Source organism: Streptomyces sp. NPDC020845 (genome assembly GCF_044334165.1).
Lineage (GTDB): Bacteria > Actinomycetota > Actinomycetes > Streptomycetales > Streptomycetaceae > Streptomyces.
Genome location: NZ_JBIRSJ010000016.1, coordinates 287,831 through 308,362, shown reverse-complemented (window position 1 = coordinate 308,362; position 20,532 = coordinate 287,831). Strand labels below are relative to the sequence as shown.

Here is a 20,532-nt window from a genome sequence, read left to right as displayed (position 1 = left end):
GGCGCCAGCGGGAGCCGATGCGGCGGCGGTGACCTGCGAGAAGACCGGAGACGTGCCGCAGGGCGCGGCTGGACAGATCGATGGCGGACGGGTAGCCAAGCACGAGAGCTCCTGGCGGACTGGTGATCTTAGTCGTGAACCCGTCTACCAGGAGCTTTCTTTATGCCCGCCACCGGGGGCACCGGTCCAACCAACCGCCAGCTTGGAAGAGGCTCAGTGAAAGGCGGATGCCCTCCCGGACGTTCCGGGAGGGCATCTGGCCGTTTGACGGCAACGCTGACGGCAACGTCAGCGGACGATGCCTGCGGCAGGTGGGTCGTCGGTTGAGCCGAGGGTGTTGCCGAGGGTGTCGATGGCTTGGCGTTGGAGGCGGAGTCGGACGTGGGCGTAGACGCCGGCGGTGACGCCAATGTGGGCGTGGCCCCCTTGATCATGTCGCGGATTTGTTCGTCGGTCGGCACGGTGCGTTGTGCGGCGCTGGCGCTGATCAGTTGTGGCTGGGCGGCGGTTTTGTCGGCTTCGGCCTGGCTGATTTAGCCGGCGACGGTTGCCGGGTTGGCCGTCCGGCTCCCGCGACCGCCGTGCGCGCCGCACGCAGAGCCGCATCGGGAAGAGGCCATGACGGAGCTTGAGGAACGACGGGGACGCCCGCGCAGCAGCGAGGTCGACCAGGCCATCCTGCGGGCCGCCGTCCGTGTGCTCGCCGAGGAGGGTTATCGCGGCATGTCCTTCGAGGCCGTAGCCCGGGCGGCTGCCGTGGGACGGCCGGCGACTTACCGCCGTTACCGGGACAGGGCCGACCTCACCGCCGCCGCGATGCCGGCATCCCGCTGCTGGGAACGGTCTTCGCAGAACGCGAACGCCACCCCGAACTGCTCGCCCGCTTCCGCGAGCGTGTCGCCGAACCACGCCGGGCCCCGGCGTCCGCACTCCTTGAACGCGGCATGGATCGCGGCGACGTGCGCAGCGACCTCGACGTGGAAGCGACCGTCGACCACCTCGTCGGGGCTGTCTTCGCCCGGCACATCAGCGGCCTGCCGGTAGCGCCGGGCTGGGCCGAGCAGACGGTGTTGACCCGCTGGCGCGGGATCAGCTGTTGAGGAACGGAGCCGACCGAGATACGGCCGGAAGGGATAGCCGACGCTCTCGATGGCCGTTTTCGGCGACTCACTCACCGCCCTCGGCGTCAAGCTCTCGCTCTACGACCCCGCCGACCCCAGGGGCAGATGTTCTTCAACATCCTGGCCGCCTTCACCGATGGGGCTTACGTGGGGTCCAGGCCGTGGCTGCGAAGCCAGGCCAGCGGGTCAATCGCATCGCCGCCGCCGGGGTGCACCTCAAGATGCAGGTGCGGTCCCGACGAGTTGCCGGAACTCCCGGCGTAGGCGATGACATCTCCTGCCTTGACTTGGCCGGCTCGGATTTTGGCACTGGCAAGATGGCAGTACCAAGTCTCCGTGCCATCGGGGGCGGTGACGATGACCATGTTTCCGTAGAACTGGTTCCATTTGGCTTCGACCGTGCCGTCGGTGACGGCCATTACCAGGGTGTTCATGGGGACCGGGAAGTCGAGCCCGGTGTGTCGGTTCGACCACATGGAGCCGGCCGCCCCGAACAACTCACCGACACCTCGTTGCGCGACGGGGAGGGCGAACTTCGGGCGGAGCGCCTCCTTCCGTGCCGCTTCCGCCTTCCTGTGTGCCGCTTCCGCCGCTACCCTGCGCCTCTGCTCCTCAAGCTGTCGTTGTCTGAGGTCGATGCGCTCCTGTGTCCGGCTGGCGCGGTCGGCGAAGTCGTGGGCGTCGGTGGTGAGGCCCGCGAGCTGTGCGTCGATCTTGCCGTTGGCGACCGACGGATCGATGGCCGGTGTCGCGTCCAGGGCGGCTGGGGCGGCCCTCTCACCCTGGTCGTCGACGCCGACGGAGACGGCGGCGACGCCTGTCATCCCCATGACGGCGACGGACGGGACGGCGACGGTCAGGAGCGCGGACCGCCGGGCGGACGCACGGCGGTTGCGGGCGTCCACGCGACGAGATCTGGGAGGGGTTGTCCGTCTTTCCTTGGAGATGGCCTGGGAGGTGTCTTCGGGCTCCTCGGGCAGGGACGCGGACACAGCTGTGTGCTTGGGCTCGGGAGTCGGTTGAGGCGACGTCCGGCCGGGTGACTCCTCGGCCGGAGAGCCGGGGGAACCCGGCGATGCGGTGGGATCGAACGGACTATAGGGATCCGTGTACGGGCTCGTGCTCCACGTATGCGACTGAGCCTCACTGCCGAGGCGTGAAGGAACTGGCCTTCCGGTGTGCCACTCGTCGGTGGAGTCTGCCCATTGGGCTGGTGCCTCGTGACCAGTCGTGTCCACCACGTCGGCGCCGACCACGCGCGAGGTCGCCCTCGGGTAGCCGGGTGCATCCCATATCGCGGTGGTGTCATAGCCGTCGGCGTTGTACGACGCCTGATAGGCGGACTGCATGTGGTCAGGGGCGGCGGCCGTGCTGTCATAGATTCTGGCGCCGTCCCGATAGGTGCTGTAAGAGTCGGTGGAATACCAGTCCGTTCCGGACTCGGATGAGGTGTACGGGCCGGTGTCGTGCGTGCTGAGCCTCGGGCCGAACAGCAGGTCTTCGTCGCCATAGCCGACATACCCTTCGGGGTCGCGCTGGGCACTTTGATGCTCGTTCTCCGGGCAGGTCCCGCGAGAGGCGTCGGGAGCGTGGTCGATCGGGGTTGGACTCCCCCATGCGTGTCGCTCGTTCACCACTGTTTTCTCTTTCGCCTCAGCAGGAGGGGCACCGGCGGCGACTTCGTCCGGCGGTACGCCACATCGACAAATCTCCGACGGGTTTCAATCCGCCCGGGAAGGCTTCGCCGTGATCAAGTGCGGTCTCCCGGTCGGAGTGCTCGGATCGAGGTCTCGGTTCACCACGCGTCTAATCTGCTTAACAGCATAGCTGTTCGTCAAGTTGACCGTCGCGGCACCCCACCCTGAGCGGACGCGCCGCCAGAGCTCGTGGCGCGGGCCGTGACGGTGTACGTCGCTCCGCGCGCGAGCGGAGCGGCGGAGCCCAGGTGTCCCTTGCCTCCCCGGCCTAGGTTGATGGGTCGGGCTCCGGCTCCACCTCAACGGCTGGGCGGTGTGTCGGATAACGCTCGTCGAAACGTCGCATCTTCCAAAGCGTCACGGCGCCGATCCAGGTCACCAGGAACGTCACCACGATGACGATGCCGATCGTGTTGAGGTCGATGCCGACGAGCCAGGACCAGGGCCGGTGGTCGGCCGCACCCAGCTGTTCCGCGAGCAGCGTGACCAGTTCCACCGTGCCGACGACGAACGCGACGAAGATCGAAAGGCCGGTCATCGTGAGGTTGTAGTAGATCTTGCGGACCGGGTTGGAGAACGACCACTCATACGCTTTCGCCATGAAGACCCCGTCAGTGGTGTCCATCAAGCTCATACCGGCGGCGAAGATCAGCGGTAGCGCGATGATGGCAAGCGGCGGCAGCGTACCGTCCGCCGCCGAGCCCGCCGCGAGTCCCAGCGCGCCGACCTGCGTGGCGGTGTCGAAACCGAGGCCGAAGAGCAGGCCCACGAAGTAGAGCTGCCAGCTGTGCTCGATGAACCGGTTGTAACGGCCCTTGAAGACCCGGTTCATCAACCCGCGGTCGGCGAGCAACCGCTCCAGTTCCTCCGGCTCGTGGCGGCCTGCCTTCGCCTCGCGCCAGGTGCGGACGATACCGCGCAGGACCGCCAGGTTCAGTGCGGCGATCGCGTAGAGGAAGACGCCGGAGACCAGTGTCCCGATGACACCGCCGATCTCCGCGAAGCCGGCCTGGAAGCGGTTCGCGGCCTGCGCGGCGAAGGCGATACCGACGGAGAGGCCGAATACGACGGACGAGTGGCCGAGCGAGAAGGCCAGGCCGAGCCCGAGGGGGCGCTTGCCCTTCTGCAGCAGGTAGCGGGTGGTGTCGTCGATGGCCGAGATGTGGTCGGCATCGAAAGCGTGGCGCATGCCGAGCGTGTACGCCAAGCCCGCTGCCCCCGCGTACAGCAAACGCCCCTGGCTGTCGGTGAGGCCGTGGTAGCGCGCGTTGTAGTACGCGAACAGCCCGAAACCCGCGATGTGGAGCGCCGCCACCACGCCGTACATCGCCGCGAGGCGACGTATCTCGCCTCGGTCGAACCGGCGGCCTTGTGCGGTGGGTCGCCGGGTGGGCGGTGTGTTCTTGCTCATGGGTGGCTTCCCCCGGGGAGCTGTCTCGTAGCGCTGTACTGCACTGGCACCTCTATGTGCAAAGCATGTGCAGTAAGGCGCGCGGGCTGTCTGCCCGAGGGTTCGGGGCAGACGGGAGACGGACTGGTGCACGCCGGCACCCAGGGCCGGGGCCGCGCCACCACGGCGACATCCCCAGCCCGATGAGCGAAAACGTGGCGGATCAGTGCCCGCCGCTCGACTTGATGGCAAGGCGCTTGGTGAACGTCTTGCCGCCGTCCTTCGACTCGTACACCCCGTTCTGCGTGGCGGCCAGGACGTGCTCGGCGTCGACGGCGGTGAGCGCCTGGGGCTGCCCGCCGGGGACGGTGGCGAGCTTCTTCCACGTGGCTCCGGCGTCGGTGCTGCGGCTCAGTCTGCCGGAGGTGTCGATGCCATAGAGGGCGTTGTTCGCCTTCCAGGAGAGGAAGGCCATCACCGGCTGCTCGCCCTTGTCGAAGGTCTTCCCGCCGTTGGTGCTGCGGGCGATTCCTTCTTCGGTGGTGGCGAGGACGAGGTCGGCGTCCTTCGGGCTGACCGCGATGTCGAGCGCCTGGAGTGTCGCCCCGTTCTTCCAGGTGGTGGCGTCCTTGCTGGTGCGCAGCAGGCCGTTGGTGGAGTCGTAGCCGTAGACGGTGTTGTGTGCGTAGTCCAGCGCGTGGAAGTCGGACTCCCCCGAGAGGGAGAGCGATTCCCAGGTCCTGCCCGCGTCGGTGCTCTTGATCAGTCCTTTGTTGCCGGGGCCGTCCGCCCCGGAGGTGGGGTGGCCGCTGGCGTAGAAGGTTTTGTCCCGGGCCACCGTGAAGCCCATGAAGTCGTCCTTGCTGTCGCCCACCAGTTTGGGTTTGCCCTTGGAGTCCGGGGTGTAGATGCCCTCGTGGGTGGCGATGTAAAGGCGTCGGCCGGACGGGTCCAGCCCGAGTCCGTGAATGTGGCTGACAGCAGTGACGGATGAGTCCGTGTCGCCGTCACTGCTGGAGCAGGCGGCCAGCGTGAGGCCGAGGGCGGCGGAGGTGGCTGCTACGACGGCGTGACGCTTGTTCATGAGTCCTCGGGAGTCGTGTGGGCGCGCCAGGGAGCGGCCCGGGCGCGCCGCGGTGGGAGCTGGGGCGACCGCGCCGGGCTCCCCGGCGTGGCCGGCTGAGCCCGGAGCGGTCAGTGCGCGATCGGATCAGAGCTTTTCGAGAATGAGCTTGAGCTGCTTGACCTCGGCGGTCTGATTCTTGACGACATCGGCGGCGAGCTTCTTGGCAGTGGCGTTCCTGCCGTTCTTCTGCTCGTCCTTGGCCATGTCGATCGCGCCGTTATGGTGGTCGATCATCATCCGCGCGAACATCTTGTCGAAGTCCGCGCCCTTGGCGGCCTCGAGCTCTTTCATGTCCTTGTCGGACATCATCCCGGACACACCCGAGTCGTCGGAGCTGCCGGAACCGTGGTCCATGCCGGGCATGCCGGGCATGCCGCTGCCGGACTCGGGCTTGCCCCAGGCCTTGAGCCAGGACTTCATCGTCCGGATCTCGGGGTCCTGGGCCTTCTCGATGTCCCCGGCGAGGGTCTTGATCTCGGCGTCTTCGGCCCGGTCGTCGGCGAGCTTGGCCATCTGAACGGCCTGCTCGTGGTGGGGGATCATCATCTGCGCGAACGTCACATCCGCATCGTTGAACGCGCCCGGTGCGGGGTTCTCCCCGGCGGTCGCGCTCGCGGAGGCGGAGCTCTTGCTCCCGTGGTCCATGCCGCCCATGTCGTCGTTGCTGCCACAGGCGGCGAGGGCCAATCCCGCGGCGGCGATGGTGCTGACAAGGGCGATGCGGCGGACTCGCGGACGGCGCATGCTGCGCTTGATGGCGGTCATGTCGAAAACCTCGTGTTGTCTGTTCTGCGGAATGGTCGGCGAACGGGGGCGCGGGTAGCGAGAAGCGCCCGCGGTGGCGTTCGGCCTAGATCCGCAGGACCGACAGTCGAGCGAGGTCGGGTGGTCTGCGTGGCGGGGGATCGGGGCGCAGGACTCCGGCGGCGCCGTCGCGAAGCCGCACCAGCCAGTCCGTCCCGCGGCTCACAGCCGCCCGGAGAAGGCCGGCGAGAATCCACGTGCTGAGCACAGCCACGCACAGGGATGCCATGTCCATCCCCATGGCCGGGGAGTGGGAGGACGCCTTGATGTCTTGAGCGGAAGCCGAAGAGTGGGAGGAGACGGTGACGGCCTGCGGCGACGTGGTGCTGTCGTCCGTGTGGGCGGTCGTGGCTGGGGCATGCGGGGAGGCGCCCGTGGCTGCGCCGGAGGCGCCGTCCGGGTGACCCGTCGTGTGCATCACGAAGATGCCCAGCGCGAGCACAACGACGAGCAGTAGGTGCCCGAGGGCTCCTCCTGACCGTACGTATCGGCTCACATGCACTCCGGTGCCTCCGTGTGCGCTCGCTCCGGACTATGCCCCCGACGGTACCGAAGCGGACCGGAGCATGCGGCGACAGGTCGGGCGGCGACTATTCTACTAAGCTGCTTGGCGTTAAGGTTACGGCAGAAAGGCGGGCGCATGCGCACATGGATGCCACGTCAATGGGCGGTGGCGGTGGCCGTGGCCCTCGTCGCCGGTGTCGCCATCGGCGTGCCGACCGGAGTCGTCCCCACACCCTTCTACACCCGGATGACCCCCGTGCTGTGGTGGAACTATCCGGTCTGGGTGGCGTCATCGCTGCTCATGGGCCTGCTGGTGGCGACCTACGCCGGCCGGCCTCCGGCCGTGCGGGCCGATGGGCCGCGAGGGCGCCGCGCGCTGCTCGCGGGCGTGCTGTCCGCGTTCGCCGTCGGCTGCCCGATCTGCAACAAGCTGGTGGTGCTGGCCCTCGGGGTGAGCGGAGCCCTCTCGTACTGGGCCCCCGCTCAGCCGGTCCTGGCCGTGGCCTCACTCGCGCTGCTGACGCACGCCCTGGTCCGGCGTCTGCGTACCGCCGCCGCGTGTCCGGTGCCGCCCGTGCCCGCGCGGCGAGACCCCGCCGAGCTGCAAGGCTCCGCCGATTACGATGAACGTTCACTGGTACCGGAAGGTTCGCATTCCGGGGGCGAAGGGAGCGATCGTGCGTCAGCTGGGTGAGCTCGAGGCGGAGATCATGTACCGCCTGTGGGCCTGGGGGCGGCCGGCGACCGCGCGGGACGTGCTGACGGATATCAACAAGCAGCGGCCCATCGCCTACAGCACGGTGAAGACCGTGGCCGACATCCTGCACGGCAAGGGACTGCTGAAGAGGCACAAGGAGGGGCGGGCCTGGGTGTACGAGCCCACGTGCACGCGTCAGCAGTACACGGCCTCGCAGATGCAGGAGGCGCTCGGCGGCAACCCGGACCCGGCCGGCACTCTGGTCAGTTTCCTCGAACAGATCACGCCCGAGGAGGCGGAAGCACTACGCTCGGCTCTCCGGGCGACGAAGAGGCGGAACGACGCATGATCACAGCTGTGGTCCTGGCCGGATACGCGGTCCTGGTGAGTGCCGCAGTGCCGCCCCTGCTGTCCCGGGCACGGTGGCCGCACCGCACTCCGGTCACCGCGGTCCTCGCATGGCAGGGGCTCATGGCGACATTCGTCGTCGCCACCGCGCTCGCGGTGTACCACCTGGTCATGGCCGAGCAGCATGTGCATGACGGCCTCATCGGGTTGCTCAGCGCCTGCGGTCTGGCCGCCGACGCACCGGCAGGCGAGTCCGCACCCACCCTCGGTGACGCCCTGGCGCTCGCCGCCCCCCTCGCGATCGTGCTGCTGCCCCTCGGCTGGCTCGCGCTCTGCGTCTGGCGGGCGCGACGGGCGCGGCAGCGCCACCTCGACATGCTCGCCCTGGTCGGCGAGCCGGCCCCCGGATACGACGCCACTGTCGTGGACCATGGTGCCCCGGCCGTCTACTGCCTGCCCGGACGGCGCCGTCGTGTCGTCGTCACCCGGGGCGCCCTCGACGTCCTGTCCGAGGCGCAGATGCGTGCCGTACTGGAGCATGAGCGCGCTCACATCGACGGCAGGCACCACCTGCTGCATCTGCTCGTGGACGCGTTCTCCCGCGCCTTCCCCGGCCTGCCCCTCGCCCGGCATGCCAAGGAACAGACCGCGCTGCTGGTCGAGATGATCGCGGATGACAGGGCTCTGAGATTCCACTCCAGGGACGCACTCGCGACCGCGATGTGCGAGGTGGCGGCGGGCCAGGCGCCGCAGGCGGCTCTGGGTGCCGGCGGGCCAGGTGCCCTCATCCGGCTGCGCCGCGTCCTCACACCGCAGCCCCGGCCGCATCGTGCGACGTGGCTCGGTGTCGTGGCAGCCAGTATCGCGGCTCCGCTGCTGCCGCTGTTGGTCGCGTGCGGGCCCTGATCGCGCCAGGCCCTCACGTCCCACTGCCGTTCTCGTTCCGCACCTCCCGGGAGCCCCGACCCGCCTTCCTGCCTGCGCCGAGGGCGCTCCTCGAGCAGAGGCTCCCGGTTGGCGAGGTGCCGGTGGCAGACTACTGCTAAATCACTTAACGATCCAGTGAGTGCCGCGAGGCGGGTGCGTTCGCGCGAATGATGAAGCCTTCGCTGTACCTTGCGCCGTGTGGCGGCCGGTTACGGCGTCGATCATTGCCGCGCAGGCAAGGTGGCGGTACCGGGTCGCAGCAGTGGCATCAGGGGTCGCCGAGGAGAGATTCAATCCGTTCTTTACTAACCTGCTTAACGGAACTACGTATGCTGTCCGCATGCAACTCGCTTACCTGCCCAGTCCAGCGCAGGGAGTCGTCCATCTGGGGCCACTGCCTCTGAGGGCGTACGCCTTCTGCATCATCCTGGGCATCTTCGTGGCCATATGGCTCACCCGGCGCCGCTGGGCCGCCCGAGGGCGCGACCGCCACGAGGTCGAGGACATCGCGATCTGGGCCGTCCCCTTCGGTATCGTCGGCGGCCGCCTCTACCACGTGATCACCAGCCCCGACGCGTACTTCGGCGAAGGCGGCGACCCGTGGAAGGCGCTGCGGATCTGGGAGGGTGGACTGGGTATCTGGGGCGCGGTCGCCCTCGGCGCGCTCGGCGCCTGGAACGGCTGCCGCCGCCGGGGCGTCTCCCTGCTCGATTTCGCCGACGCTGTGGCACCTGGGCTCGCCCTCGCCCAGGCCATCGGACGCTGGGGCAACTGGTTCAACCAGGAGCTGTACGGGCGGCCGACGACGCTTCCTTGGGGGCTCAAGATCGACCGCGCACACCGGCCGGAGTCCAGCCCCGACATCGCGACCTACCACCCGACGTTTCTGTACGAGTCGCTGTGGAACGTCGGCGTCGCCCTTCTGCTGATCTGGGCCGGTCGGCGGTTCGCCATGAAGCGGGGCCAGAGCTTCGCCCTCTATGCCGCCGCGTACACGGTCGGCCGCTTCTGGATCGAGTACCTGCGCATCGACGAGGCCCACACCTTCGGTGGGCTCCGCCTCAACGACTGGACCTCGATCGCTGTCTTCACCGTGGCCGTCGGCTTCCTCGTCCGCTCGGCGAGACGGGGCTCGAGCGACGACCCCACGGGCGCCGACACCGCATCCGCACACCCCGACCCGGAAGAGAGGGCCACGGCATGACCAAGGAAGCGCACAAGCTCAAGGTGGGCCGACTGCACACCCGCTCCCGGACGTCCCGGATCGTCGGTTGGTCCCTTCTCGTGCTCGGCCTGCTCACACTCGTGGTCAACTGGATCGAGGAGTTCAGCCATGCCGTGACGCTCCTCCCCGGCGGCCATTCGCCCTTCTACCTGGTGGGCAGCATCCTTGTCGTGGCCATCGGGGCATGGCGGGCCGGGATCTTCGACGCCAGATAGGTGGGCGGCCATCGCGCGCCAGCGCCTCGGTGTCCGTGGCACCCGCGCTCGCGACGCGTCGACCGCGTGCCTGCCCGGGCGGCGGCACGACGGTGCGGGCAGCTGATCGAATCGCCGAGTCGTGGTCGCCCGTTCACATAGTCTGGGGGACCATCTGACCGGCCTTGGCAACGGCGGGTTCCGAATGCGCGGAAACCTGCCGGAGGCAGTGCGGCAGTGGCTGATCCATGGGGCCGCGTGGTGCGGGCACGGCCGGCTTCCGTGCCCGCACCCATGGCCAGGCCCAGGTCCGTAGTGGCGAGGGCGGCCGCGTCGTTGAGGGCGTCGCGTCCGACGAGCACATCTGTGGCGCTGCCCACATGGATCCGTTCGACCAACGATTTTTCCCGCTGAGGTACCCAGTGGGTGTTGTGAGGTGGGGACAGGTCGAGGCGGCGGTGAGCGGGCTCGGGCGACAGCCCGCCCGCACGTCGTGCGAGGGGTTTCGGAGGCGGTCGCGCACACATCCGCCGACCCCGTACTGCCTGCGGGCCGGGGCCCGGCGTCATCAGGCGACCATCATCAAGAGCATCGCGGACATGGTTCCGCCCATGCCGACGTGAGCTGCCAGCGCCGCGTCCGGAGCGGCGCCGAGCTTGCGACGGCGGCCGTGGCCCGCGCGCTCCGCGGTCCGGGTCCTGTCCCACACCGAGGTCGTCAAGGACACCAGAAACACGATCACCGTGTCCGGCATGGCGAGCAGCCAGCGGCCCCAGCTGCGGCCTCGGCCGCCGTCGCGGCTTGCGGCCAGGCCGTCCTTGCCGGTGCCCCGGACCCGTGCCCACACCGATGCGCCGATCGACAACAGGAAGTAGACGGCCAGCGCCGCGACCACGAGGCGCCACGCGGAAGCCGACGCCGCGGATGAGCCGGCGTCGGCCGCCGCTGTGGCCATGCCTGGCATGTCCATGCCGGACCCCTTCATCCCCGGCATGGCCTCCATGCCGGCCGTGTGGTCCATCCCCGCCCCGGTCCCCATCTCCATCCCTGGCATGTGCGCCATGGAGGAGCCGCTGCCCAGCGCAAGCACGGGGCCGGATGACGTACTCGTCATGGCAAGGGTCATGATCACCATGCCGGCGCTGCCGACGATGAGGTGCACCCAGTGGCGGCCGTGCTTCCATCCGCACTCGCGCGTGTGCTTGACCGCCAGTGCGACGCCGCCGAGTCCGAGCAGAGCGAACGCCGCCGCCCACCACATGCCGTAGCTCGCGTACCAGGCGGCCGTGGCAGGCAGGGCCATGGCGGCCATGCACAGCCCCATCAGCAGCTCACCCCCCGCCGCGAAGCGGGTTTCGCCGCCGGTTGTCGCCACCCGGACCGCACTGACGGCGGCCACAAGACCGGCCACCACCGCCACGGACCAACTGAGAGCCAGAATTCCCATCTTCGCCTTCCCGATCGTCCGAGCGCGGCGTCGGCGCGATCGGACGCCAACTCGCCGCACTGCGCGCTCTTCGACGCGCTGGGGGCCGTTAACTGCTATGGCCCTTAGTACGTTTCGGGGGCGAAGGATGTTCACGCGGATGACGGGATTCCGCGCCGCTGCCCTTTCGGACGGCCCCGGCGGTCAGTTCGCTGCCTGGGGCCGTATGTTCCGGGGCGGGCGGCCGGACCGGGCGATGGCGACGAGGATCGCCGCGGACATGGCGTACAGCATCACCGTGGCGGCGGTCCGACCCGCGCCGTAAATCTGCGTCGGAGGCAGGTATATCGGACGCGCCTCGGAGAGGGTCCGTCCCGCCCCCTGCTGGACGACGACCCAGCTTTCTGCCGTCCGCTCCCGGGAATCCTTGAATGTCGCATACAGGAACCAGCGGCCGTCTGAGGGCAATCTGATCCTGCCGTGCGCGGCGCCGTCGGCGTCGGGCGAGAGCTGTGCGGTGACCTTTTCCCCGGCGCGGCGGGCGATCAGGCCGGTTGGCCGCAGAGCCGGGTCGCCCGTCGCCAGCGTGACCTCGATGGCCTGCTCCCGCACAGACGCCCTCCATCGCGCCTGACCCGCGTCGGCGCCCTGCCCCGGGTCATGGGCCAGAGCCCGCGTCGCGGTGAGCAGAGGAACGGCGAGCAGGACTGCCGAGACGACGGCCGCGGCCTGCACGCCGCGATGCCAGGCGCGCGGCGCCCCTTCGGACGCCAGGACCATCAGGGCGGAGCCCACGAGAGACAGCGACAGCGAGGGCGCGATCTGGGAGACGGCGACCACCGTGCCGTGCGGCATCACGGGCAGCAGCGGCAGATACACCGCATGGACGCCGACCGGGATGACGAGGGCCGACCACCACGAAGAGGGGCGCCACCGGTGGACCAGGTCGGCCGCGACCGCCACGAGGAGGACTGGCGGGACGATCGGCGTGGAGTGGCCGAGCGCGGCCAGAAAAGCGACCGTGAGCAGCCGTCCGACGGTGACCAGCAGCGCGGCGCGGACCATGCCCCCCGGCTGCGGGTCGAACCGGCGTATCAGCAGGACGGCCAGGGTGAACCCGGTGCTGACCACGGGCAGGTACCAGAGTGCCGGGAACTGGGGTACGTCGGAGTCGTACTCCATGACCGGCACCAGCGCGGCGGCCAGGACCAGCGCTTCGGCGGCGGTGACCGCCAGGCCGCCGCCTCCTTCCTGCGCGACGGCCCGCAGCAAAGTCACCGTGAGGGCCAGGGTCGCGACGATGGCCAGGAGGTGTGGCGGACTCCAGAGGACGGCGTCCTGGCCGAAGGCGGTGTGCCAGGCGGCGTCAGCGGGCGCCGCGATGCCCACGGCGGCCCCGGAGACCGTGGCCCAGCGCAGCGCGGGGTCGCGCACGACACCGGCCACACCTTCCTGGCGGGCTCGCGGCCACGCCCACCGGGCGAGTGCCGCAAGGGTGACCAGGATCGAGCCGTAGAGGAGCATGTGCGGTGGGCTCCAGAAGGTGTCCCGCCCGACGTCGGTGTGCAGCGAGTCGTCCCAGTAGGTGCTGAACAGCGCGAGCGCACCGCTCGCCACCCCCGTCAGAAGCCAGCCCATGTCCCCGTCTTTCTTGGGTGCCGCGAAGCGTGTGAACTCCGGAAGCTATACCCCTAGGGGGTACTTGGCAATGTGTAGGCAGACGTTTCGGGGTCGCGATGGCCCCCTCGTCGAGCCTCGCGTCACCGGAGAGTCCTGTAGGCGAGATCAGATGGCGCGGCGGCCCGTGGCACGGGGCTCGCCGGCGTCGGGGCCCGCAGGGCCGCCTGATGCTTGTTCGGCAGGAGATGGGGCTGCCCATGGCAGCTGGAGACGCTTGAGGGAGAGGGCGTTGACAGCGACGATGACGCTGGAGCCGGACATGGACAGCGCGGCGATCTCCGGGCGGAGCACCAGGCCGAAGGCGGGCTCGAAGACGCCTGCGGCCATGGGGAGGGCGATGGCGTTGTAGCCGATGGCCCAGCCGAGGTTCTGCCGCATCTTGCGCAGGATGCCCCGGCCGATACGCAGAGCGGTGGGCACGTCGAGGGGGGCGGAGCGCATCAGGACCAGGTCGGCGGTCTCGATGGCGACGTCGGTGCCGGCGCCGACGGCGATGCCCAGGCCCGCATGGGCGAGGGCGCGAGCGTCGTTGCCGCCGTCACCGGCCGTGGCGACCCTGCGGCCGCCTCGCTGCGACTCGGCGACCTTGGCCCTTGTCCCCGGGGAGAACCTCCGCGATGACGGTGTCGATGCCCGGCCGCTGGGCGATCCGCCGCGCGGCGGACGCCGTGGCGGCGCGTGAGGCGCGGCGGATGAGGGAACGGGTCGCGTCCATGGTCGGAACCCTCCTGGTCTGGATGGGGGGGGGGAGGGCAGGTATGTCCGGTGAGAGCACCTGGGGAGTACCCAAGGCCGCATCGAGGCGGCGGGGGCTTGGGAGGCAGGGGCCCTCAGATGATGAAGAACAGCAGGGGCACTCCTGTCGGGACGGACATCGCAATCGTCACCTCGTACACGATCGGGATTGCGCTGATGGTGTTGCCGGGGTTGCCGCCCCGCCGCGCTGCTGCGGCGGGGCAGGGGCGCTACGGGGACAAGCGAGGCCGGAAGACGGGAGACGGCGGCGCATGCGATCCACTTGTCGTCGAAATCCTCGGCGCCTTCGTGCCCCTGGCTGCGCGCGAAGCGCATCAGTCCGGGGCGGGTGGCTTGGGGAGTACTGGATTGCGTACTACGCTCAGATAGTAGACAAGGCCCTGGGAAAGGTGGTCGTGGTGGCACTGGGCTCGCTGGAAGGAGAGGTCATGCGTGCCTGCTGGGACGCGCAGGTCTCGCTGACGGTACGTGAAGCCCTGGACCGGCTCAACGCGGACAGGCCGCGGCCGCTCGCGTATACCACCGTCATGACGGTCATGAGTCGCCTCGCCGAGAAGGGGGTACTACACCGTGAGCCGCGCGGCCGGGGATACGCCTACGCACCGGCGGTCGCGGACGAGGCCGCCCTGGCCGTGCATGACGTGCTGAAGACCCATGGAGATGCGGCGGTCGCTCACTTCGCGGCGCAGGCTTCACTCGATCCGACGCTGCGCGACAGGCTGCGTCGGCTACTGGAGGATTCGCCGTGACCGACGCTGCGCGCGGCGGCGCCGGGAACCGGGCGTTCTGGGCACTGATCGGGGTCGCGACGGTTATCCGGGCGGCCGTCGCATATGCGGCCTGTTGTCTGACCATGGCGCTCGTCTGGCAGGCCACTCACCACGGCATCGGCATCCTGCGGTCCGGCGCCGCGTGGGCGGGCGCGACCCTGCTTGCCCTGTCCGCCGCGGGAACCGCGCGCTCGGCGTGGCGCCTGCGGCGAGGGCTGCGCGCGACTCGAGCGGTCGCCCGGGAGGTCCGGGAACGGGCCGTGAGTCCGGCGGTCGAAAACCTCGCCCTGAGTGACGCTGCCGTGGACGCCTGCATGGCTGGGCGTGTAACAGTGATCGAGGCCGCCGCTCCTTTCGCGTTCACCTACGGGCTGCTGCGACCGCGGGTCGCGGTGAGCAGCGGAATGGTGGCCGCCGCGGCCCGCGGGGAACTTTCGGCGGTGCTGGCGCACGAGTGCGCACACGTACGTGGCCGTGACCCGCTGAAGGCGCTGGCTGCCGCCACTCTGACGGCGCGCCACTTCGGGTTCCCCTTGCTGGGTCAGCTGCGCGCTGTCCATACCGCCGATCGCGAACTGGCGGCCGACCGCCACGCGGTGGCCCGTTATGGCACGGCCGCGGTCGCCGGTGCGCTACTCAAAGCCACTGACGCACCCCGGTGGGCGGCCGCGGCTCCGGCCGCCGCCATGGGAGCCCAGGATCTTCTGGAAGCGCGCATCACCCAGTTGGAGAAGGGGCGACCGCCTCGCCCCGTGCGCCCGACGTGTCGGCGTGTGGCGTCCTCCGCCGCCGGTGTCGCGGCCTACGCCTGGGTGCTCGCGGGCTCCGCGACGCTCATCGCGGCGACCCCGCTTGCCTGCGTGGGCAAGTGAGCCGAGCCGGGCTACTACGACGAGATAGTATCTACTACGTGAGCGTAGTAGGGTGGTGGCGTCAATCCGGGATCGGGAAGGAGATGCCGTCATGACGATGACCGCCACTCGGCAGTCGAAGGTGAGTCACCCGCTGTTCGCCCGCATCTATCCGAAGATCAACGCCGTGGCAGAGGCTCATGGCGCGATCGAGCACCGTCAGGAACTGCTCGCCGAGGCCACCGGACTGGTCGTGGAGATCGGCGCGGGCACCGGCGCCAACTTCTGCCACTATCCCCCGCGGGCGGATCGTGTGATCGCGGTGGAGCCCGAGCCGCGGTTGCGCGCACAGGCCGAACGGGCGGCCGCCGACGCTCGCGTGCACGTGGAGGTTCGTGCAGGCCGGGCCGAGGCGCTGCCAGTGCCCGACAGCTCTGCCGACGCGGTGGTGGCCTCACTTGTGCTCTGCACCATCGCCGATGTCCCGAAGGCGCTCGCGGAGGCCGCGCGTGTGCTGAAGCCGGGTGGACGCTTGTTCTTCTACGAGCACATCCGCTCGGCGAACCCCCGATTCGCCAGGAAGCAGCGCATCGTCAACTTGGTGTGGCCCCTCCTCGGCGGCGGCTGCAACCTCACACGCGACAGCGAACAGGCGATCAGGGACGCCGGTTTCACCATCGAGCGCGCGCGGCACTTCGACTTCGTCATCAAGGGGCGCACCACGCCGAGCGCCCCGTGTGTCATCGGGACCGCCCGCAAGCCCGCGTCCCCGGCGTCCACGCCGGCGGCTGGCGCGGACGCCGGGGGGTGAGGAATCCTGACGCACACGTCGCCGCCGGATCGCCGACCGGGCTCAGGATTCCACCACGGCCGGCAGGCTCACTTTGCCGCGGCTGATCCGACGGTCATGACCGCGCGCGGCCCGCGGCGTTCGAGGCCGATACGCAGCGGCTTCCACAGCATCTCTGAGATCAGGCGCCGGTATGACGCGCGGTGCCGAGCGTCCGCCGCCCGCGGCACGCTCCTTCCGGCCCTTTCAGCGCCACGGCAACGAATGACGACGCCCTGACGCCTGTCATGTCGGTCTCGGGAGCCACATCCGAGGCCGGCCAGGGCCGGGTACATCGAGCGGACGAGCCGGGCGATCTCGTCGCGGGGCATCCGGGCCCCGCCCCGTCGTCGAGCTGGTGCGGCACACCGGCACGTGGGTCCGCCCCCTCCTCCTCGCCGCTACGCAATCGCGCGCACAGCGGCCCTGGTGACGGCGGTCGCGGTCCGGACCGCGCTGGTGACGGCCTCGTCGGTGCCGAGCCCGCACAGATCGGTGAGGGTGAACAGCGCCTCAGCGCTCATCACCACCGCGAGGTCCCGCTTGAGCAGGACGCACGCGTTCGGGTCCGTCATGCCGAGCGTCCCTTCCAGCAGCAGGGGGCATGGTCGATGAGTCCGAAGCGGATGCCGGGCCGCGTGGTCACCGTCTCGGGCCGGACGACGGGGCGGCGATCAGCGCGCCCACCGAGCCCTGGCCGGCGAGGATGCCGCGGAGCGGGAACTTGCAGGCGAAGGCGACGCATCCGACAGGGTCGGTGGAGCCCGCGACCGGCGCGAGGGCACGCGTGGGCCGTCATGCCTCGGGTGCAGCGCGCTGAGAGCCACTGACAGTCTCCGACATCAGCAGTGCGAGCGAAGCTGCATTTTGCATGCAATGCTGCTAAAATGCAGGCATGACTGCTCTGACTATTCGCGATGTGCCGGACGATGCACTTGCCACGCTGAAGGCCCGCGCCGCGAAGGCGGGCAAGTCGCTACAGGCCTACGCACTCGACCTCCTCGTCGGTGAAGCCGCCAGGCCCACGCTCGCCGAGGCCGCCGCCCGCGCGGAAGCCGAGGCCGGGGCGAGCCTGAGTACGTCGGACGTGCTGGCCGCGATCGACGACGCGAGGGCGGGCCGTTGATCGTCGTCGACTGCTCGGCACTCGTCTTCTTCCTGAGCGACGAGGGCCCCACCGGGCACCGGGTACGCGAACGTGTCGCCAAGGAGGACCGTCTCGCCGCACCGCACCTGATCGATTACGAGATCATGTCCGCATTGCTCGGCCTGGCGCGCGGCCGGCGTGGCGGCGAGCCCAAGCTGAGCGAGAAACAGCTCCGCAAGGCCGTGGCGACATACCGCGATCTGGCGCTCGACCGGCATGAGACGTTGATCCTCTGGGAGCGCGTCAAGGGCTTGTCGAGCAACCTCTCCGCCTATGACGCGCAGTATGTCGCCCTGGCCGAGAGTCTGGGACTGCCGTTGATCACCAGCGACGCCAGGATCGACAAGAGCGGCGTGGCGCGCTGCGAGATCGAGACGTTCGAAACCTCCGGCTGAAGCAGCCGCCATTGCGCGTCCCGCCAAGAGCTTGCGACTGCGGCTACACCAGCGCCAGCACCGTCGTGAGAGGCGTGAGCCGTGGGGCATCGGCCCGAATCCCCCCTCGGACACGCACAGTACGCCCACCGGTGCTGGCCGACTCTCGGCCAGCACCGTTTGCGTTTCATGGTCGTACGTCAGCCGCAGCCCGAGTTGCCGGTGGACCTCGGCCTTGTCAGCGGGATCAGCCTGGTGCAGCACGGACAGGAGCCCGCCGAGGGCGTCGACCAGGCTGCGGATCTCCTCGCGGCTCATCTGCCGGTGGGTTCCGCGCCGGTTCTCGGCCTGTGCCATTTTGGCGGCGCACGCGGCCCGCTCGGCTTGTACCTCCCGGCTCCATGTGGCCACGAGCTTCGGGTCGGCTCCGGCTTCGAGAGCGGCGCGATGTCGGGCGAGCTTGCGGTCGCGGTCGGCCAGAGCACGCCGCAGGGGTTCCGTCTCGATGTCCGCGGTCGGCTGGGCCTGTTCCAGCGCGGTGAGCGAGTGCTCGATGCGCGCGGGAGCGAACGTCTGCGCGAGCCAGGCGTCCAGGGGATCGCACAGGTCGGCCTCGCGCAGGTAGACGTTGAGGGGGTGGTCGATCTTGTTGGCCACGGCGTACTCGCGCGGGAACCGGCACCGGTAATAGGCCTGGTCGTGCGCCCAGTTGCCTTGCATGCGGCGTCCGCAGGTGCTGTGGACCACCAGGCCCTTGAACGCGTACCCGTGCCGGGTGCGCACCACGTACCGTCCGACGGAGGCGGGACCGCGGGAGGCCATCCGGCGCTGTACGTCCTCGAAGGTCTCCGGGCTGACCAGTGGGGGGACGGCTGGTCGGAGACGACCCAGGCGCATGGTGCCGTCGATGTCATGCTGCTGATGGTTGACGAGGTCGCCCCACGGGGCCGCCGGGGGCAGCGTTTCCGAGCTGACGAGGGGTCAGGCGACCGCCGGCGCCGAGCAGGAGGCTGCGCGCGACCTGCATCTTCGCCGCGATCGCGGCCACACCACTCGGCGGGGCGCCATCGGCTGGACGGTCCACCAGGGCAGAGCACATGATCAAGCCGAGGCCACCCGCATGTCCGGCGAATGCCCAGGTGAGCGACCCAGTTCAAGGTACGTTTCGATCTCGTCAGATAAACGACAAGCTCAGTGCGTCAGTGCGCCGCGCGATCGACTCGCGACGGCCGGGCGGTGGGTGCCGCGGCTGTGCTGGAGCGCAGTGAGATCGGGGGCGTCAACAGGATGTGCCGAGGCGGCGTGTCCGGCGAGGCGATGCGTTCCACCAGCAGGGAAACGGCCTTCTCCCCCATCTCCTGGGCCGGTACGTCCGCCGCCGTGAGCGGCGGACGGAAGTCCTCGGCCCATGTCCTGGCCGCCACTCCGGTGATGGAGAAGTCGTACGGCACTTCGAGGCCTGTGTCCGCCAGCGCACGCTGGATGCCGGGCAGGGCGGCCTCGTTGATGGTGGTGACCGCGGTGAGGTCCGGATGGCTGCGCAGGAGCGCCTCGACGCATTCCTGGCCGGAGCGGGCATCGTCCCCACAAGACACTTCGATGCCGTCGAGACCGCGTTCGGTCAGGGCCGTCTCGAAGCCCTCCCTGGCCCTGCGCGCGGGGCCGTAGCCGGCCGCGATGAGTTCCGGGGAACGGGTGAGCAGAGCCACCCGGCGGTGCCCCAGATCGGCGAGGTGCCGCACGCAGCGCTGGATCAAGCCGGCGTAGTCGACGTCGATCCAGGACATCTGCTGGTCGCCGGCTGTGTGCCCGATACCGACGAAGGGCAGCCCGGCGTTCTGCAGGCGGCCCACGCGAGGGTCCTCCAGGAGGATCTCCATCAGAATCACGCCGTCCACCCGGTACTCCGAGACCAGGCGCTCGAAGGAACGGTCGTGATCCCCGCCGGAGGAGGACAGCAGCACGTCCAGGTCCACCCGGGCGGCGGCGTCGACCACGCTGGCGACGAAGTCCAGCTGCATGTGCGTGAGCCGGTTGCCGGCCGGTGGGATCACGAGACCGATCGTCCGGGTCCGGCCCTCCTTGAGAGCCCTCGCGGCCGCGTTGGGGCGATATCCCCATTCGTCGATGACGTCTTGGATCCGTCTGCGGGTGCTGGTCGCGACGTGCCGCTTGCCGCTGAGCGCATACGACACCGTGCTGCGTGACACGCCGGCGCGCCGGGCGATCTCCCCGATGTTCATGCGACTCCCCAAGAACCTGCCTGCCGGCCGGAAGGATACCTCGCGCGAATCGGTTCGCCGGCGGGGCATGGAGTGGTGGGGAGGGGCGGAGCCGTCGGGGAGTCCGTCGTCGATCCAGCTGCCGGCGAGGTGTCCGCCTCGCCTCGTGTCGGTGCCGTCAGCATGATCGCCGTCGTCGGTGGAGTCATGGCGGCCGTGGCCAAGCGGCCGGGTCTCGTCTCGTCGTGTCTTCCTCGGCTTCGGCGCCACTTCGCTGTGGATGTGCGGCGCAAGGGTGATGAGTCCGCGGCGGCGGGCCGTGCGTACGGCGGCGCAGCCACCCCCGAGGGACTCGTCATGGGTGGTGCCGGACGATCGCCCTGGTGCCAGGCAGATGGCCTGCGCGCCGTGGGCCAGGGCGGCCAAAGAATGCCCGAGTGTCAT

23 protein-coding genes and 1 pseudogene are annotated in these 20,532 nt (G+C 69.6%); 13 read left to right on the top strand and 11 right to left on the bottom strand.

From position 1 onward, the window contains the following. Nucleotides 1–381: 381 nt before the first annotated feature. From ACH4U7_RS38550 to ACH4U7_RS38540, 3 genes and pseudogenes are all read left to right on the top strand, one after another. The gene (locus ACH4U7_RS38550) at nt 382–537 is read left to right on the top strand and encodes a hypothetical protein (RefSeq protein WP_398532413.1); all 156 of its coding nucleotides are present in this window, start codon (nt 382–384) and stop codon (nt 535–537) included. A gap of 81 nt (nt 538–618) precedes the next feature. Then, nucleotides 619–753, top strand: a pseudogene (locus tag ACH4U7_RS38545) (TetR family transcriptional regulator); the annotation flags it as partial. A gap of 71 nt (nt 754–824) precedes the next feature. Next, nucleotides 825–1,100 (top strand): TetR-like C-terminal domain-containing protein, encoded by a 276-nt coding sequence (locus ACH4U7_RS38540; RefSeq protein ID WP_398532432.1) that lies wholly within the window; start codon nt 825–827, stop codon nt 1,098–1,100. Nucleotides 1,101–1,264: 164 nt separating this feature from the next. On the opposite strand, the gene ACH4U7_RS38535 is transcribed toward ACH4U7_RS38540, so the two are convergent. The 5 genes from ACH4U7_RS38535 to ACH4U7_RS38515 form a co-directional block, all read right to left on the bottom strand. Continuing rightward, entirely contained in the window at nt 1,265–2,755 is a 1,491-nt protein-coding gene (locus tag ACH4U7_RS38535; protein ID WP_398532412.1) for a peptidoglycan DD-metalloendopeptidase family protein, read from the bottom strand. A gap of 331 nt (nt 2,756–3,086) precedes the next feature. Then, nucleotides 3,087–4,229 carry a HoxN/HupN/NixA family nickel/cobalt transporter gene (locus tag ACH4U7_RS38530; protein ID WP_358643243.1) on the bottom strand — a complete coding sequence of 381 codons (1,143 nt, stop codon included), beginning with the start codon at nt 4,227–4,229 and terminating at the stop codon, nt 3,087–3,089. Between the two features lie 202 nt (nt 4,230–4,431). Continuing rightward, a complete protein-coding gene (locus tag ACH4U7_RS38525; protein ID WP_398532411.1) occupies nt 4,432–5,292 on the bottom strand; it encodes a F510_1955 family glycosylhydrolase in 861 nt (286 codons plus the stop codon). Between the two features lie 126 nt (nt 5,293–5,418). After that, nucleotides 5,419–6,099 carry a DUF305 domain-containing protein gene (locus tag ACH4U7_RS38520; RefSeq protein WP_398532410.1) on the bottom strand — a complete coding sequence of 227 codons (681 nt, stop codon included), beginning with the start codon at nt 6,097–6,099 and terminating at the stop codon, nt 5,419–5,421. Between the two features lie 85 nt (nt 6,100–6,184). Continuing rightward, nucleotides 6,185–6,634: a DUF6153 family protein gene (locus ACH4U7_RS38515; RefSeq protein WP_398532409.1), complete on the bottom strand. Its 450-nt coding sequence runs from the start codon at nt 6,632–6,634 to the stop codon at nt 6,185–6,187. Nucleotides 6,635–6,778: 144 nt separating this feature from the next. On the opposite strand from ACH4U7_RS38515, the gene ACH4U7_RS38510 reads away from it, so the two are divergent. The 5 genes from ACH4U7_RS38510 to ACH4U7_RS38490 all read left to right on the top strand — a co-directional run bounded on the left by ACH4U7_RS38510 (nt 6,779) and on the right by ACH4U7_RS38490 (nt 10,054). Further along, nucleotides 6,779–7,336 (top strand): hypothetical protein, encoded by a 558-nt coding sequence (locus tag ACH4U7_RS38510; protein WP_358643251.1) that lies wholly within the window; start codon nt 6,779–6,781, stop codon nt 7,334–7,336. Next, entirely contained in the window at nt 7,320–7,688 is a 369-nt protein-coding gene (locus ACH4U7_RS38505) for a BlaI/MecI/CopY family transcriptional regulator (protein WP_358643253.1), read from the top strand. Before ACH4U7_RS38510 ends, ACH4U7_RS38505 begins: the two co-directional genes overlap by 17 nt. After that, nucleotides 7,685–8,593 (top strand): M56 family metallopeptidase, encoded by a 909-nt coding sequence (locus ACH4U7_RS38500; RefSeq protein WP_398532408.1) that lies wholly within the window; start codon nt 7,685–7,687, stop codon nt 8,591–8,593. Before ACH4U7_RS38505 ends, ACH4U7_RS38500 begins: the two co-directional genes overlap by 4 nt. A 361-nt stretch (nt 8,594–8,954) precedes the next feature. Further along, nucleotides 8,955–9,818 (top strand): prolipoprotein diacylglyceryl transferase, encoded by an 864-nt coding sequence (gene lgt / locus ACH4U7_RS38495; RefSeq protein WP_398532407.1) that lies wholly within the window; start codon nt 8,955–8,957, stop codon nt 9,816–9,818. Next, a complete protein-coding gene (locus ACH4U7_RS38490; RefSeq protein WP_398532406.1) occupies nt 9,815–10,054 on the top strand; it encodes a hypothetical protein in 240 nt (79 codons plus the stop codon). The genes lgt and ACH4U7_RS38490 overlap by 4 nt, the downstream gene beginning before the upstream one ends. A 547-nt stretch (nt 10,055–10,601) precedes the next feature. On the opposite strand, the gene ACH4U7_RS38485 is transcribed toward ACH4U7_RS38490, so the two are convergent. From ACH4U7_RS38485 to ACH4U7_RS38470, 4 genes are all read right to left on the bottom strand, one after another. Then, a complete protein-coding gene (locus tag ACH4U7_RS38485) occupies nt 10,602–11,480 on the bottom strand; it encodes a DUF5134 domain-containing protein (protein WP_398532405.1) in 879 nt (292 codons plus the stop codon). Between the two features lie 183 nt (nt 11,481–11,663). After that, on the bottom strand, nt 11,664–13,097 hold the full coding sequence (locus ACH4U7_RS38480) for a hypothetical protein (RefSeq protein WP_398532404.1): 1,434 nt from the start codon (nt 13,095–13,097) through the stop codon (nt 11,664–11,666). Between the two features lie 147 nt (nt 13,098–13,244). Beyond that, nucleotides 13,245–13,580, bottom strand: a complete 336-nt coding sequence (locus ACH4U7_RS38475) for a hypothetical protein (protein WP_398532403.1) — start codon at nt 13,578–13,580, stop codon at nt 13,245–13,247. A 97-nt stretch (nt 13,581–13,677) separates the two neighbouring features. Then, nucleotides 13,678–13,854 carry a hypothetical protein gene (locus tag ACH4U7_RS38470; protein WP_398532402.1) on the bottom strand — a complete coding sequence of 59 codons (177 nt, stop codon included), beginning with the start codon at nt 13,852–13,854 and terminating at the stop codon, nt 13,678–13,680. Nucleotides 13,855–14,293: 439 nt separating this feature from the next. On the opposite strand from ACH4U7_RS38470, the gene ACH4U7_RS38465 reads away from it, so the two are divergent. The 3 genes from ACH4U7_RS38465 to ACH4U7_RS38455 all read left to right on the top strand — a co-directional run bounded on the left by ACH4U7_RS38465 (nt 14,294) and on the right by ACH4U7_RS38455 (nt 16,327). Then, on the top strand, nt 14,294–14,644 hold the full coding sequence (locus ACH4U7_RS38465; protein WP_358643269.1) for a BlaI/MecI/CopY family transcriptional regulator: 351 nt from the start codon (nt 14,294–14,296) through the stop codon (nt 14,642–14,644). Then, nucleotides 14,641–15,537: a M56 family metallopeptidase gene (locus ACH4U7_RS38460; protein ID WP_398532401.1), complete on the top strand. Its 897-nt coding sequence runs from the start codon at nt 14,641–14,643 to the stop codon at nt 15,535–15,537. The genes ACH4U7_RS38465 and ACH4U7_RS38460 overlap by 4 nt, the downstream gene beginning before the upstream one ends. A 91-nt stretch (nt 15,538–15,628) precedes the next feature. Then, complete coding sequence (locus tag ACH4U7_RS38455; RefSeq protein ID WP_358643273.1) at nt 15,629–16,327, top strand: class I SAM-dependent methyltransferase; 699 nt, start codon at nt 15,629–15,631, stop codon at nt 16,325–16,327. 419 nt (nt 16,328–16,746) lie between these two features. Here the strand turns inward: ACH4U7_RS38455 and ACH4U7_RS38450 are convergent, their stop codons facing one another. Then, nucleotides 16,747–16,920: a hypothetical protein gene (locus ACH4U7_RS38450; RefSeq protein ID WP_398532400.1), complete on the bottom strand. Its 174-nt coding sequence runs from the start codon at nt 16,918–16,920 to the stop codon at nt 16,747–16,749. A gap of 320 nt (nt 16,921–17,240) precedes the next feature. Between ACH4U7_RS38450 and ACH4U7_RS38445 the strand changes: the two genes are divergently transcribed. Together ACH4U7_RS38445 and ACH4U7_RS38440 are read left to right on the top strand one after the other, a co-directional pair. Further along, entirely contained in the window at nt 17,241–17,471 is a 231-nt protein-coding gene (locus ACH4U7_RS38445) for a FitA-like ribbon-helix-helix domain-containing protein (protein ID WP_358643277.1), read from the top strand. After that, nucleotides 17,468–17,887: a type II toxin-antitoxin system VapC family toxin gene (locus ACH4U7_RS38440; RefSeq protein WP_319692189.1), complete on the top strand. Its 420-nt coding sequence runs from the start codon at nt 17,468–17,470 to the stop codon at nt 17,885–17,887. The genes ACH4U7_RS38445 and ACH4U7_RS38440 overlap by 4 nt, the downstream gene beginning before the upstream one ends. A 1,178-nt stretch (nt 17,888–19,065) precedes the next feature. Here ACH4U7_RS38440 and ACH4U7_RS38435 read toward each other — a convergent pair. Beyond that, nucleotides 19,066–20,109: a LacI family DNA-binding transcriptional regulator gene (locus ACH4U7_RS38435; protein ID WP_398532399.1), complete on the bottom strand. Its 1,044-nt coding sequence runs from the start codon at nt 20,107–20,109 to the stop codon at nt 19,066–19,068. Nucleotides 20,110–20,532: the final 423 nt, after the last annotated feature.

Coding starts and splice junctions, on each gene's coding strand:
- ACH4U7_RS38530 (WP_358643243.1), bottom strand. CDS start 4,229: ATGAGCAAGAACACACCGCCCACCCGGCGACCCACCGCACAAGGCCGC.
- ACH4U7_RS38525 (WP_398532411.1), bottom strand. CDS start 5,292: ATGAACAAGCGTCACGCCGTCGTAGCAGCCACCTCCGCCGCCCTCGGC.
- ACH4U7_RS38520 (WP_398532410.1), bottom strand. CDS start 6,099: ATGACCGCCATCAAGCGCAGCATGCGCCGTCCGCGAGTCCGCCGCATC.
- ACH4U7_RS38510 (WP_358643251.1), top strand. CDS start 6,779: ATGCGCACATGGATGCCACGTCAATGGGCGGTGGCGGTGGCCGTGGCC.
- ACH4U7_RS38500 (WP_398532408.1), top strand. CDS start 7,685: ATGATCACAGCTGTGGTCCTGGCCGGATACGCGGTCCTGGTGAGTGCC.
- lgt (WP_398532407.1), top strand. CDS start 8,955: ATGCAACTCGCTTACCTGCCCAGTCCAGCGCAGGGAGTCGTCCATCTG.
- ACH4U7_RS38490 (WP_398532406.1), top strand. CDS start 9,815: ATGACCAAGGAAGCGCACAAGCTCAAGGTGGGCCGACTGCACACCCGC.
- ACH4U7_RS38485 (WP_398532405.1), bottom strand. CDS start 11,480: ATGGGAATTCTGGCTCTCAGTTGGTCCGTGGCGGTGGTGGCCGGTCTT.
- ACH4U7_RS38480 (WP_398532404.1), bottom strand. CDS start 13,097: ATGGGCTGGCTTCTGACGGGGGTGGCGAGCGGTGCGCTCGCGCTGTTC.
- ACH4U7_RS38475 (WP_398532403.1), bottom strand. CDS start 13,580: ATGCGCTCCGCCCCCCTCGACGTGCCCACCGCTCTGCGTATCGGCCGG.
- ACH4U7_RS38470 (WP_398532402.1), bottom strand. CDS start 13,854: ATGGACGCGACCCGTTCCCTCATCCGCCGCGCCTCACGCGCCGCCACG.
- ACH4U7_RS38455 (WP_358643273.1), top strand. CDS start 15,629: ATGACGATGACCGCCACTCGGCAGTCGAAGGTGAGTCACCCGCTGTTC.
- ACH4U7_RS38450 (WP_398532400.1), bottom strand. CDS start 16,920: ATGACGGACCCGAACGCGTGCGTCCTGCTCAAGCGGGACCTCGCGGTG.
- ACH4U7_RS38445 (WP_358643277.1), top strand. CDS start 17,241: ATGACTGCTCTGACTATTCGCGATGTGCCGGACGATGCACTTGCCACG.
- ACH4U7_RS38435 (WP_398532399.1), bottom strand. CDS start 20,109: ATGAACATCGGGGAGATCGCCCGGCGCGCCGGCGTGTCACGCAGCACG.